The 14186-nt window shown below is 36.3% G+C and carries 10 protein-coding genes and 1 pseudogene; 3 read left to right on the top strand and 8 right to left on the bottom strand.

Annotated features, from left to right (window positions below; genetic code table 11):
- Window positions 1–36: 36 nt before the first annotated feature.
- The 3 genes from ACEWFJ_RS11295 to ACEWFJ_RS11285 all read right to left on the bottom strand — a co-directional run bounded on the left by ACEWFJ_RS11295 (window position 37) and on the right by ACEWFJ_RS11285 (window position 2611).
- Window positions 37–1485, bottom strand: a complete 1449-nt coding sequence (locus ACEWFJ_RS11295) for a M36 family metallopeptidase (protein WP_473692450.1) — start codon at window positions 1483–1485, stop codon at window positions 37–39.
- Window positions 1486–1743: 258 nt separating this feature from the next.
- Complete coding sequence (locus tag ACEWFJ_RS11290; protein WP_473692214.1) at window positions 1744–2040, bottom strand: hypothetical protein; 297 nt, start codon at window positions 2038–2040, stop codon at window positions 1744–1746.
- The gene (locus ACEWFJ_RS11285) at window positions 2033–2611 is read right to left on the bottom strand and encodes a MarR family winged helix-turn-helix transcriptional regulator (RefSeq protein ID WP_473692212.1); all 579 of its coding nucleotides are present in this window, start codon (window positions 2609–2611) and stop codon (window positions 2033–2035) included. Before ACEWFJ_RS11285 ends, ACEWFJ_RS11290 begins: the two co-directional genes overlap by 8 nt.
- 767 nt (window positions 2612–3378) lie before the next feature.
- Between ACEWFJ_RS11285 and ACEWFJ_RS11280 the strand changes: the two genes are divergently transcribed.
- On the top strand, window positions 3379–4143 hold the full coding sequence (locus ACEWFJ_RS11280) for a hypothetical protein (protein WP_473692210.1): 765 nt from the start codon (window positions 3379–3381) through the stop codon (window positions 4141–4143).
- Window positions 4144–4872: 729 nt separating this feature from the next.
- Here the strand turns inward: ACEWFJ_RS11280 and ACEWFJ_RS11275 are convergent.
- From ACEWFJ_RS11275 to ACEWFJ_RS11255, 5 genes and pseudogenes are all read right to left on the bottom strand, one after another.
- Complete coding sequence (locus ACEWFJ_RS11275) at window positions 4873–5379, bottom strand: GNAT family N-acetyltransferase (protein ID WP_473692208.1); 507 nt, start codon at window positions 5377–5379, stop codon at window positions 4873–4875.
- Between the two features lie 32 nt (window positions 5380–5411).
- Entirely contained in the window at window positions 5412–6515 is a 1104-nt protein-coding gene (locus ACEWFJ_RS11270) for a metallophosphoesterase (protein ID WP_473692206.1), read from the bottom strand.
- Window positions 6516–7018: 503 nt separating this feature from the next.
- Window positions 7019–8364: pseudogene (locus ACEWFJ_RS11265) on the bottom strand (glutamine synthetase family protein).
- Complete coding sequence (locus ACEWFJ_RS11260) at window positions 8358–10859, bottom strand: amidohydrolase (protein WP_473692204.1); 2502 nt, start codon at window positions 10857–10859, stop codon at window positions 8358–8360. Before ACEWFJ_RS11260 ends, ACEWFJ_RS11265 begins: the two are co-directional and overlap by 7 nt.
- 71 nt (window positions 10860–10930) lie before the next feature.
- The gene (locus tag ACEWFJ_RS11255) at window positions 10931–12100 is read right to left on the bottom strand and encodes an amidohydrolase family protein (protein WP_473692202.1); all 1170 of its coding nucleotides are present in this window, start codon (window positions 12098–12100) and stop codon (window positions 10931–10933) included.
- Window positions 12101–12379: 279 nt separating this feature from the next.
- Here ACEWFJ_RS11255 and ACEWFJ_RS11250 point away from each other — a divergent pair, with 279 nt between their 5' ends.
- Together ACEWFJ_RS11250 and ACEWFJ_RS11245 are read left to right on the top strand one after the other, a co-directional pair.
- The gene (locus ACEWFJ_RS11250; protein ID WP_473692200.1) at window positions 12380–12628 is read left to right on the top strand and encodes a PAS domain S-box protein; all 249 of its coding nucleotides are present in this window, start codon (window positions 12380–12382) and stop codon (window positions 12626–12628) included.
- 83 nt (window positions 12629–12711) lie between these two features.
- Entirely contained in the window at window positions 12712–14163 is a 1452-nt protein-coding gene (locus ACEWFJ_RS11245) for a sigma-54 interaction domain-containing protein (protein ID WP_473692198.1), read from the top strand.
- The last annotated feature ends 23 nt before the right edge of the window (window positions 14164–14186 follow it).

The raw sequence follows: 14186 nt of genomic DNA, 5'->3' as shown, positions 1-14186 counted from the left end.
ACATGACCTAATTAGACAAAACACTTCTGACAATTCCTAATTCGTACTGATGCCCCGCGCCGTCCAAATACGATCAATTTCCGTGCCGTGCTGTCCTCCGTAAAGAAGAGCATCCGCTTGTTTAATCGCTCTCGCACCGTCACGGAACGTAGCGTTAGGAGTAAGGGACCAATGCGATTGCAAAATGATTTTTGTCGCAATATCGCGGCCAAAAGCTTGCGCCATATCATACTCACCTTGCGACCAAATTTCGCCGTCCGCATGAACTTCATTTACAATGTCTTTTGGATACACTTTATTATCGTCCAATCTGCGAAGACAAGTTGGGTTCGTATTTGAATAAGAAGTCGAATCCCATTCTCCGATACACGCTTTTCCATAACTTGTACTTGATACAGCATCTTCATAAGTAGCTCCCAAGAAATCCCCAAAGCCTTCTCCCATGGCTCCGCCTTCTGAAGAATTTCCAAACCCAGGAACTTGATTATCTTGAATGGAATGACCATATTCATGACCAATAACCCCTGCATCTTCCGCATCATCAACTCCGCCGGAACCAAATGTCAGCGCCTTAGTCGAAGGGGAATAAAAAGAATTATCGGCTTTATATGTATTCACATTCGCTTTAATAGAACGATTGTTAATATTATTAAAGCCTAGCTGTTGTATATACCGTTGCAAAGTATCAATGTGATAATATGCCATAACATCCTCAAATCTATCATTTGAACGTGTGTAATTATATTGAAGAGAGGCAGAATACGTTTTTACTTTCGACGTAATCGTCACATAGTCTCCAATCAAATATCCTGATCCATTAAGTCCTTTTAAAGTGACCGTTTTTAGTTGATTATTTAATGCAGTAGAGTCTGCATCATTATTGTCAGCCAGCCCAACCAAACTTCCACTCGTTGCTACAGGATTTGGCAGGAACACTTTTCCTTGCCCTTCTGCTTTTCGGTTTAAGTCTTTTTTCTTAAGCAGCTTTCCGTTTTCCGCGTCAATAAATGTTTCCCATGCACCGAACGGCTTTTGGGAGTGAATGACAATCCGATACACTGGAATTGCTACACCTTCTTCGACCATATATCCGAATTCACGCGTAGTCGGAGCCCATATATTTGGATCGTCAGCTTCAATATACTGACTAGATTTTCCTTCTGCTTCCTTTTCACTCAATTTCTGCTTAATTTGCTTGACGCTCTGTACAGGAAGATAATCTGAAACTGCTAGTATACCTTGTCCTCCTTTATTGAGCGTAACGGTTACTTGCCTAGAAAACACAGGAGATCCATTTACTGTTTGTTGAAATCTAACATAAGATGCCACCTGTGTATCTGTCGTAGAAACATATTGCAAATCTGATAAATCCGCCTTTAAAGAATACTGAGCAGCGTTCGCTTTTAAATATTCGGTTGCCTGTACTTGAGGCGAAACTGCCTGTACCTTTACTTGTGTTTCCTCTACTGCAGAAGCAGTGGACATAATACCAAAAACCAACGGAATTGCCGTTGCAACCGCGACAACTTTTTTCAACAAAACGATCACTCTCCTCTTCTAGAGTTATTTCGAATGTACGAATAATTCTAGAAGAGATAATATTTTACCTTTCTAATTTCTATAAACCTAATGAAAGTAAGATTTTCTCAATAATTTTATATAAAACAGGGAATATTTTAAAATCTGTTATTCATAATAATAAATTGAAACAATAGTACCTATAGTATGTATTCCTTTCTTAGATCATTTTTTGATAACGGTAATAATGAGCAATAAGGCATTACTTACAATGCTTGCTACACCTATCCAAAATAGCCAATTTGTTGCGGTTAGCCAAGAAGCGGCGATGATGAGTAGCGCAATAGCAATTGATACACAATTGCCAACCCAGTTTAGTTTCTTATTGCGATGAAATTTATGCTTGGCCTGAGAAATAGATTGCCGGACTTTATTCTTAACATAATAGGTTTTTTCTTTAATCTTATTCTCAGTATCTTTTGCTTTCTGATGAAGAATATTACTAATATAGGATTCACTCACATTCTGCACCCCCATATCGACGTTTTGAAAACTCCGCCAAAACTTTTTCCTGATAACTATCTGAGTTTAACTGTGCCTGCTCTTCAACTTCAAGATTTGCATTTTCTTCAAAACCGTCTTGTTCTTCGCCGTCGAAGCGATAGAGCTTTTGTAATAATCTCCAAAATGTTTTAATTTCGTCAGTTGTGAAATCGTGAAACATATCCGCTAAAAAATAGGTAGACTTTTCCGAACAAGCAATTAACGCTTTTTTTCCTTCGGGGGTAATCTCGATATTGATAGAACGTTTATCCATTTTACTCGGCATAGTTTTAACATAACCTTTTTTCACAAGGCTTGTAGTCAACTTGTTAGCGGTTTGCTTTGTTGTACCTAGCTTTTTAGCGATATTAATAAGTGTAGTGCTTTCACTTGGTAAATGTGCAATAGCAATCAGAGCCATGTGTTGTCGGGCAGTTAATATCTCCATGTATTCGTCCCCTCGAGTTTGAACCTTATTGACAACCGAAAACAAAGTTGCGTAACTTTGCTGCATAAAATGTAGTTCTTTCATTAAAAAGTTGATATCCATATTTAGCTCCCCTTTAAATTAGTCACCATGTTTACAATTATAGAATACCATGTTTTCTAAAAATATGTCAACATGGTGACTAATAGGGACTACTTTAATAATAATTTTCATTAATTAGGTAAAGGTTTTAATAAATAGCAGGAGGTAATTTTTTATATTTAAATTGTGAAGAATTTCACTTGAACTAACAGATGCTTTTCTTGAATAAGCAACGATTTTTTATTCATTTCCCTAAGTCCATTAAAATGCCAAAAATCCCCACTATTTGTTTCGGAAGTAGAGATTTCTTTTGTTTAAAGATTTTTCTTTTTTCTCAAAGCACTACACTATTTTTTAAATTTTTTATCAAAGATTGCACTAAAAACTTAACGAATGTAGTGTAGTGCTATCCTAAGAGGAAGTAAAAAATCCCTCTTGATAATAGCACTATTTTTATACCGTAAACAGTTGTTTTTTATCTCTTAAAATACTTACAGAAAATTAGTTTTTTAAGTCTTAATGCAGCATTGAAATAAAGTTGAACCGTTTTGAAAAAATTGAAGTCTTGATATTTAAAATTTAATTAAGACCATAGCTGTATTGGAAAATACTTCCTGAGGCTATGTTAGCAACTGAAGTTTTTATATAAACTTAAATTAATAACCGAGAAGTAAGGGATTGAAAATGTCCTTAGTGATCTGCCTTCATTGTTGATTATCGTAAAGGAATTATAGTAAAAGCAAAAAGGTTGGTAACAATCTTGAAAAATAAAATGAGGTGACTCATTAATGATTAATTTCAATGGAGAAGAAGTTACCAAGGTGGACAGTAAAACCAAGGTTGTTCAATCGAATATTAAAGCGTGGTTTGCAATTGGAGCAAGTTCTATCACACTATTCGCAATTATATTGAAATCCTTTTTACCTGAAGCACCGGATTACACAATGGGATTTGCTCCAGTAGGAATTACGGTATTTGCTTCAATCTTAGGAATGATTGCACTAGCACTATCTATTAACTGGCAGCGTGAAAGTTTAACGCCACGTTTTCTTTTGCTAATTAGCACATGGGGAGCTTGTTTTATGTTAGTCTGGTCATCAGGCGGTATTGTGTTTGACATATTACGAACAGCTGCTGTACTTGGAATCCCCGGTTTGCCCCCTGTTGTGGATTGGCCAGGATTTGCAACCAGAACCATTAGCCTCATAGCTGCCATACTGCTTGCTACAGCAACTCTCTCTTTTCAACGTATATCCCGAGGAGCATGCATTGTATGTGGTCAAGGGCCTTCAGTGAAAACCCAATCTGACCGTATTTGGTTCGGCTATGCTGCGTTTGTACTATCTTTTCCATATCCATTATTGAAACTTTATTGGTCCTTCGGTGGCACCCTAGGGGGTGGCCAAAATTTCAGTCAACATTCTGCTTATGGAGAAATGCTAGTATTTGGCGCTTGTGCATTGCTTTGTCTTGCTCTTGTACAAAAATGGGGGCGTATTTTTCCTAAGTGGGTACCGTTTGTTGCTGGGAAAAAGTTCCTCGATTCATTCTAATCACCGGAGGCTGGGTTGCTGCATCTATGACAGTTTCAATGGGATTTTTGGCAATATTGGGATCTCTTTTGGAGGTATTAGGTCTTTCGAATGGACCAATGTCTTTCGATGACGAAGGTTTGTTGGTATCTATAGTATATGGAGGATGGTTGTTGCTGGGTATCGCGATCACTGGAGCTACCTGGAATTATCAGAAGCAAACCAGAGGTAAATGTGTAAAATGTGGGAAATTTTAAATAATGATTTATAGATATTATAAAAGGATCTTCAAATGAAGATCCTTTTTCATTGCTGATAACATCGCTTATGTTGACTACATACCCATTTGAGGCCTTCTTTAACTAAACCAGCTAATAGAAACAAGTCGTTATTTAATTAAAGGGCGATTTAATGGAGGAAAGATCATAGAAATGATCAAACTTTTTTATAAAAGAATCATTTAATTGAAAATATAAAGAGCGTGTTTTAATCAATCTTTTTTCAAAAACACGCTCTTTCTTTTTGTTCGTTTATCAAGGCTATTAATTTCAATTTGATCAAACTTTATTCCAAGGCTACACCTCGATGATTCACATCTGCGGATACGTCTCCCGCTATGGGCTATGTCCTCCTCCAAAACCAATTAACCCCTTATATAATTCCTCGGTTTTATACCCTTTCGCGTATAGTATGTAGTCTTTTCTTTTTAACTAATTTATTCTGAAAAGACTACGGAAATATAAAAAGGTACTAAATACATTTATAATAAAAAACCGTTGTATGTAATTCTCCGTTTGCCGATTCAGCATAGCGAGGAATCTTCCCCGCTTCAACAAAGCCTAATGATGTATATAGTTTATTAGAAGGGTCTCCTTCTCTTGTATCTAATACTAACAAAGATCTATTTTCTTGATTCGCTCTTTCTTCTGCTTTTTGCATCAGTGCACGTCCAATTCCATTACGCCTAAACTTAGAATGAGTCATTAATTTTCCAATTTCAGCCCGATGACTTCCGTTTTGCTTCGTACTTAAATGCAATTGTACGCTGCCTGCTACCTCCTTGTTTATCCTTGCAATAAATAGTATAACCTCAGGACTTAACACGGTTTCCCAATACTTTATCGCTTCTTCTTGTTTCATTGGCGGTAAAAAACCTATTGATGCCCCGTCATCCACTACTACTCTCAAAAGTTCTGAAAGCTCTTCAATATCTTCATCAATTATTTTCACATCTTCTATTTCCAGTTGATGAACCAATTTACAATTCCCCTTTTCATATATAAAGTAACTTATTTGTTTTTACCAAGAATATCTTTAGCCACCCAGCCGACTACACCATCTTTTTTTATCAAGTTATATCCTGTACAGCTATCATCGACTATTGATACACTATCTCCTTTACTTACACTTATTTGCGCGCAGGAAACATCTGTTTTTGCAGTGAAATGACCCGTTTCATTTTGATGAATATATTCATTTTTAACGTAAATTAGTTGCTTTGTTTCTAGCTGTTTGCATAGAGTAAAGTGTTCACCTTTTTCGACTGGAACAATATCGTATCGTGGATATGTAATAGAACCAACCATCATACGTTCCGCACTAAAATTCTCCAACAATTTACATTTTGGAAAACGATCAACATATGTATATGAAAATATATCTCCACTAGATGATGTATGAATAATAAATGCATTTAATTGACCCGTTTCTTTGACTGCATTTCCACCGTCGATTGCAATTATTTTTTTGGTTTGATCTATAATCGGATTATCAACTGGCACATCTGAAGAATAATTAACTACTGGCCAATGTCCCACTATTACATATTTGTTCGCACGATGTGACTTATGTAAAAATGCTGGCAGTGTAATAGCAACATCTCGATCTGTATCTTTCCAATTCTCTATGTCCTCTAGTCCTGCGTGAACAAAAATATAGTTTTCTGTTTCAATAGCAGTTGGTAATTCTGTAAGCCACTTCATTTCTTTTGAAAAATGACTTGTTAATATTCCCTTTATCTCTCGGATGTTTGTATCTTCGCTCACAGAATACCCTAAGCACTCAAGCCAATCATTCAATATAGAATGCCGCTGCGTACATAAATAGTTTACTAACTGGGGATTTTCATTTAAAAGCTCTTCAACTAAAGTATCACAATTCCCTTCTATCACATGAACCTTTGGATTCTTAGCTGAAAGTTCCATTACATAGCTTACAACACCTTTACTGTTACTGCCTTTCTCACAAAGATCACCATTAATGATTAAGTAATCCTCTGTGCTAAAATTAACTTTTTCTAATAACGCTTTGAAAAGTTCTAATTCTCCATGAATATCGGAAATAACAATGACTCTTACGTTATTTGGAATTGATAATTTTTTTATTTTGTCCAATGTAAATACTCCTTTTTTAGCTACAACGTCTACTGTAATACGCATTAACTTTTTTCAATTCATTATTTTACGAAAACTCATTCGACAAAATACCTTATTATTCCTCTTTTTGTAACCAGTCTGCTCTTTAACACATAAAGTGAAACTTCCATCAGTGGAGGGTTTTTTATCCCCCACCTACCCTCCTCGTTTCTCTCTGAATCTTAAGGTGGGGGGCTTACTGCCCGTTAATACGGGATAAAAAAGACGCTACTTCTCTAGGAATTCGCGCCTTACTAAATTTCTTTTATATCACGTTAATCAAATACAAAAGATTACCACATATAGAATTAACCGGACAGATATAAAGATGAATCTTTATACTTAAAATAAAAAAGATAAGGTAGAAACCTTATCTCATAGTACATTTACTATCTTTTAGGATTATGAGAGTCCATATAATAGGAACTTTTTTGTAATGATCTGATCCTTTACATATTCCCTTTCCAACCGTATCCTTTTATTTAGAACCTGGAAGAGAATAGCCTTAATTCCCAATCACTTACTTGCCTAATATATTTATCCCATTCTGATCTTTTAATTTTAATAAATTCCTCCCAAATTGATCTTCCAATAGTTTCAGCCAAAATTGTGTCTTCTGCTAAATGGCCTACTGCTTGATTTAAGTTTCTCGGTCCCCAGGAAATTCCTCTTTCTTTTAATTCAATATCATCTAACTTACTTATATCCACATCCATCGGTTCACCTGGATCCATTCTGTTTTGAATACCATGTAGGCCTGAAGCTACTAAACAGGCTGCAAGTAAATACGGATTGCACGTTCCATCAGCACCTCGAAATTCAAATCTTCTTGCCCTTGCTTTGTCAGGGATCCTTACTAATACCGAACGATTTCTGGCTCCATAGCAGATGTGGGCTGGTGCCCAAGATCCTGACTGCATCCGTTTATACGAATTAATACTAGGGGCACCGATTGCAATTAAAGATGCTCCATGTTTTAGAAGCCCCCTATAAAATGATACGCTTTTTCAGACATATCCAACCCTCTTGAATCTGTGGCATCCTGGAAGATATTCTCACCAATTTTATCAAATATACTAATATGAACATGCAGTCCATTGCCCGGTAAGTGTTGAAATGGTTTAGGCATTAATGTGCCGACCATCCCCTTGTCCCTAGCAATCTGTTTAAATAAATGCATAAATGTTACTTGATCATCCGCCGCTTTCAAAGCAGGAGCGTATTTCAAATTTATCTCTAATTGCCCAGGGCCATACTCACTGGAAATTTGTTCTGTTTGAACACCCATCTTTTCCAAGGAATAAACAAAATCTTGAACAAAATCTTCTTGAATGTCTATGCCGTCTGTAGAAAAACAATGGCTTTTATCTGCCGGCTCAAGCTTCCCATCTATTTCTTTCAGTAAATAAGCTTCCTGTTCAAATGCCATATACATTTTTCCGCCTAAGAGTGTTTCCGCTTCTGAAAGCAGGCGTTTCAATGCGCTTCTTGGACATCCCTCCCATGGTTCTCCGTTTTCATCGACTAAATCACAAAGCATTCTTGCTGTATTTTTCCGATAAGGAAGGATAGCGAAGGTACTTGGATCAGGTACCGCAAAGAAATCTCCATCGTTTGCTCCATACGTAGGGTTGGGAATATATTCATCAAAACAATCGAAACTCATAATTGCTGTACTAAAGTTAATTCCTTTTTCCATTGCGCTGTTAAGTTGAGAGGTACGGATTGTTCTTCCTCTTGTCATACCAGCATAGTCTAAAAATTCCACTCGAATAAATTCAATATTTTCTTGTTCGACGATTTTTAAAACGTTTTCTTTTGTTAACATGTTGATTGTCCCCCTTCTAGTAATCTTCTTAGTACACTATAAGTAAAGATCTTAACGCCAACCGCAATAATCTGATCATCAAATTGAAACTCAGGATGATGTAAATCATAACAAGGCTGATCTGTTTGTTTAATACCTAATCGGAAATAGGTGCTCGGAACCTTTACAGCAAATGCGCCAAAGTCATCTGCACCCATTGAGGGATCTTTCAATACATAAACTGCATTCGCACCTAATAATTCCTTTATTCCTTCTTCAATGCTATGAGTTAATGCTTCGTCATTTATCACCGGCGGATGGCTATATGTATATGTAACATTGGCTTTGGCTCCATACGAATTCACTATACCTTCAACCAGTTGAATAATTTGTGATTTTATCTTCTGTCTTGTTTCCATAGTTATGGTTCTTGTTGTGCCTTCTAGTACTACCTGATCAGCAACTACATTACTTGCCGTCCCGCCTTGAATTTTCCCGACATGAACCACTACCGGCTCAATAGGATTATGACTTTTCGTGACAAGAAGAGAAAGGGCCTGAAGAACATTAGCGCTAATGGCTATTGCGTCAATACCTTGGTGCGGACGTGCACTATGTCCCCCTTTTCCCACTATTTCAATCATGAAATTATCACAAGAGGCCGTAATTGCACCGTATTTGATACCAACTGTTCCGAATGGTAAATGAGGCCATAAATGAAGGGCAATCATTTCATCGATCAAAGGATTTTCCATCACTCCTTTTTGTATCATTTCTTCTGCGGCGCCATCCGCTTCTTCACCCGGTTGAAAAATACAACGGACTCGTCCACTAAATCTATGTTTGAATTGAAATAACTGATAGACTGTTCCTAATAAAATAGCGGTGTGACCATCATGCCCGCAAGCATGCATGACTCCATGATTTTGAGAAGAAAAAGAAAGACCCGTTTTTTCTTCAATCGGCAACGCATCGATATCTGCCCGCACCCCAATATGCAATCCCTCTCCCATTTCTCCGATAATATCAACGACAATTCCTGTTTCTCCAACTTTTTCGTACGGAATCTTCCATTCTTGTAAGCACGAAATGATATACTCGCACGTAGCGTATTCCTGAAAAGAAAGTTCTGGATATTGGTGAATATGCCTTCGAATACGAGTCAACTGTTCTGTCATTTCCTTACTCAATTCTATGTCTTGTTTTTCAATGGTTTTCAATGTGTTCAGCCCCCCTTTTTCAATTTCTATCTTCCCTGCTTTCACTTTTTGAAGCACAAACATATATATAGCCCCTATAAGAAGCCAAACAGATCCGATTTCAATCGCAAGCCGATCCATTCCATACACTACATAACTGATAATAATTAACCCAAAAAGAGGAAATACAAGGTGTTGAATAAATTTTTTTGATTTTTGACGAATGATATAATGATTAATTACTGAAATATGCAATATAAGAAAACCAATCAACGCTCCAAAATTAACAATATTCGTTAACATCCCAATGTTATTTTCAAACGCCATTCCTACAGAAAAAGAAACAATAGCCACTAGAAAAGTACTCATATATGGTGTTTGAAATCTCGGATGAACTTTTGCGAATATAGAAGGCAATTTACGATCCCGCCCCATGGAATAAAGAAGTCGGGAGATGGCTGCCTGAGATGCAAGTGCACTGGCGATTCCCCAAGAAAATACTGTCGCAATGAGTGTCAAATTCTTTAACCAAATACCCCCAGCCAATTCAGCAGCTTGATAGAAAGCTGTATCTAAATTTTCAACTTTCAATCCACGGATAAGATCACTTGCGACCCAGGTTTGAGATATAAACAATACGCCTGCAATCAACAAAGTAAGAACTGTAGCTCTACCTACAATTTTGTTGCCTCCTTTTACCTCTTCGGAAAGTGTGGAAATAGCATCAAAACCTAAAAAAGATAGCACCGCTATTGAAACTGCTCCCATAACCATGTGTAGATTAAACTTGCTAGAATCATATATAGGTTTGATTGTTAAGCTAGTACCGCCTACTCCTTTATATAAAGCGATCAGCCCGAATATAAGAAAAATAGATAAAACCATAAATTGTAAAACCAAAATAATTTTATTTGCTTTTGCGGTAAATTCTACCCCGCGAATATTAATGAAGGTATTAAAGGAAATAAAGAGAACCAACCAAAACCAAACCGGCACTTCTGGTACCATTCCCGCTAATGAAACTGCGCTGACAACATAAGTTAAAGCAGGTACAAGAATGTAATCTAGCAAGATTCCCCAACCAGCAAGAAAACCAACATACTCATTAATCCCTCTTTGTGCATAAGTATAAACGGAACCTGCCATCGGAAAAGCCTGGGACATTTTAGCGTAGCTCAAGGCCGTAAAAATCATTCCGATCATACCAATGATATAAGTTAGGGCGACCATACCCTTCGAAGTGTCTGAGATATAGCCAAAAACACCAAATGGAGCAATAGGAACCAAAAAATCAGCCCATAAAATACAAGATCCCAAAATGTTAATGTCCTCTTTAATTCCTGTTTATAACCGAATTGTTCGATTGACATCTCTAGCTCCTCCTTCAATCACAGGTTAAATTGCAGGTTCTTTTTGTAAACCCTTTCAAAATTTCTAAACAAAACCATTTCGCCAATCCATTGGGCTGTTTCCACATTCATATAATCAGAGTCAATCCAAGTATTTAAAACTGTCTCGAAACATTCCTTAAATAAATGCACTCCTAACCAATTCATTTCAGGTACAGTAAAAGCATCTGACCCATACATAACTTTATCGAAAGGAGCAAATTCAAACACTTGAGAAAGAATTCGTTGAACTCCATGACCTGCGAAAGGATTTTGCAGCGAAATATCCATATAAACGTTTGGGAGAATGCTTACAATAAAAGCAGCTTCCTCAACCCAGGGATATCCTCCATGAACAAGGTGAACCTTAGTATCGATGTATTTTTTATCCCTAAGCATGTTTATTAGAAAACTCGGACTCGCTTTCGGTAAAACAACTTCTCCATCTCCAATACCAGTATGAATATGCATAACCTTGTCGGCAGCTGTACATTCTTCCATCGCTATATGAAGACAATAATCACGAAATGCTTTCACCTCTGCCCTGTCGTTCGTTTGAAATTCTCGGTATTGATCCCGAGCCATTTGTTCACTCATTTCTGAGATTTCCAATCCACTTCTATAAGCAATAATCGATTTTAAACCGATAACATCAGACTTCTGCAAAGCTTGTCTTAAATCAATACGATACCTTTCACTAAATTCCTCAAAACGGTCACATTCTTTGCATAAATGAACCATAACAGGTTCAATTCTATGAATTTCCCATATTTTTGATCCACATAGATCTGCAAACTCATCTTTACTTAACATCGGCATTGGATATCCAAAGTCAGTTACAACTCCAGTAATCTTAGCGTCTTGAAACAAATTCCTTGTATACCCTCTAAAATCACCTGCATATTTATTTCTGTTATCTACTACATCCATCAAGTTAGGCTCACATGAAAAATATTTTGCAAGTCGTTGAATCAAAATCTGAACCCACATATTAATTCCTGGAAAAGGTTGATTCTTATTTTGTATATAGTTGTTTATAGAGCGGGGTGGTATAACAGATAAAGATAGCTTCCTAACGAATTCCTCTACTGTGTAAGGTTCTTGATTAGCAACAAAAGGATGAGCATGTACATCAATAGCATGAATATGTTGTAAAGATACTTTATTCATAAATAACCTCCTCTAATCTTTTTAGTTATTCTCTATGCAACATTCATGCCAAATAAAAAATACTAATTATATCAAGGTTTCTTCGAATTTTATAAAATATAAATATGAAAAATATCCTCCAAATGAAAAAAATTCATAGAAAAATATTTTTCTATGACCTCCAGCAAAAAATTTATACGAATCGTTTTAATCAGATCATTACCTTTGGTATAATTAAAAATATTCTGATTATTTATATTTTCTCTGTTTCATTGAATATTTATAAAGGTGGTGAACACAATGAGTGATTTTTCCGTTCTTCCCTTACATAAGGTTTGGAATTCCAATTTTGATAGTATGATTCTTACTGGTGAACAAGGAGAAATCCATTCTTTAAACAGATCTGCTGCACGTTTATTTTCATCAAGTCCAAGTAACATAATCGGAACTTCTATCTATGAAATTTTCCCTTCAGAGGAATTTAAAAAAGTTTTCAATTCAAAAAAGATAAAACAGGCATCGCACTTTCTCTTGGTACCCGGCAGTTAATTGTAAATATTTCAGTTATCCAAATCGATTCTGAAACTGTCTACTACCTTCTTAATCTCAAAGACAATACCCAGATCCAACAATTGCAATATCAACTTCAACAAATGAATGAAACTAAGCATTTATACGAAGTAATATTAGATCAACTTGAAGAAGGCATCACCGCAATCGATCAACAAGGAAAAATTATATTTTACAATCGAAAAATGGGGGAAATTGATACCGTTGAACCTGCATCAGTACGAAATAAAAGAATTGTGGATACCTGGCCAATAGAAGAAAATTCCAGCACTCTTCTTACGGCCTTGAACACAGGGAAGACACTCAGCCAACGAGAAAATCATTTTACTACCAATGGCAAATCGGTCACAACTCTTTCAAAAACTGTTCCTTTATTTCTAGGAAATAAAAAGGTGGGAGCTTTAGAGATTGCAACAGATATTACAAAACAAAAACAGCTAACTGAAACCATTTTTCAATTACAAAAACAAACAAAAAGAAGTTCTGCTCCTTCCAATTCTATGTTAGCTCGAAAAAACAATACAAGATTCCAATTTGATAATATTATATTTTCAAGCAAACAATTGAGGCAGACGGCTGAACAAGCCCGAAGAGCTGCACGGTCTAATTCGAACGTCTTAATCTTCGGTGAGACTGGTACGGGAAAAGAATTATTCGCTCAAAGCATCCATAATGAAAGCCCACGAAAAAACAAGCCCTTTATAGCTCAAAATTGTGCAGCATTACCTGAGTCATTGCTTGAAGGACTGTTATTTGGAACCAGTGTAGGGAGTTTTACCGGAGCGACAGATAGAGCAGGATTATTTGAAGAAGCGCATGGAGGAACTTTATTGCTTGATGAGATTAATTCTATGGGAACGAACCTTCAAGCAAAGTTACTTCGTGTTTTACAGGAAAGAAAACTTCAACGCTTAGGTTCATCTAAAGTTTTAGATATTGATGTTCGAGTTATTACTACGATTAATGAGGATCCTCTTGAGGCTATAGCCAATGGCAAACTACGGGAAGATCTTTATTATCGGTTAGCGGTAGTAAATATTGTCATCCCCCCATTACGAAATAGAAAAGAAGATATCCCTACTTTAATAGAGTATTTTATCAACAAACATTCGACTGCCTTAGGTGTTAATGTTACAGGGATTGATGAAGATGTTTATCAATTTTTCATGAACTACCAATGGCCAGGTAATGTCAGACAATTGGAGCATTCGTTGGAAGGAGCTTTGAACCTGATTTACGATGAAAGTGCCATTTCATTTGAACATCTTTCTCCTACTTTTAAAAACAAAATGATCCAGCAAGCCAATCAATCATCTATTCAAGAGCATACTATTTTTTCCAAAAGTCTGCCGGAACAAATCGAGAATCTTGAACGGATTATGATTGAACAAGCAATATATGATTCCCAAGGAAATATTACAAAAGCAAGTGAACAATTAGGAATTCCAAGACAAAATCTAAATTACAAAATCAAAAAATATAAGATTACCTATCTCAAAGGATCATTTCATTGAACTACTCCCATCAAAAATCCTAA

Source organism: Bacillus sp. EA-CB0995, assembly GCF_055814245.1.
The sequence above is the reverse complement of the archived record's forward strand: the minus strand, read 5'-3'. Positions and strand labels throughout refer to the sequence as shown.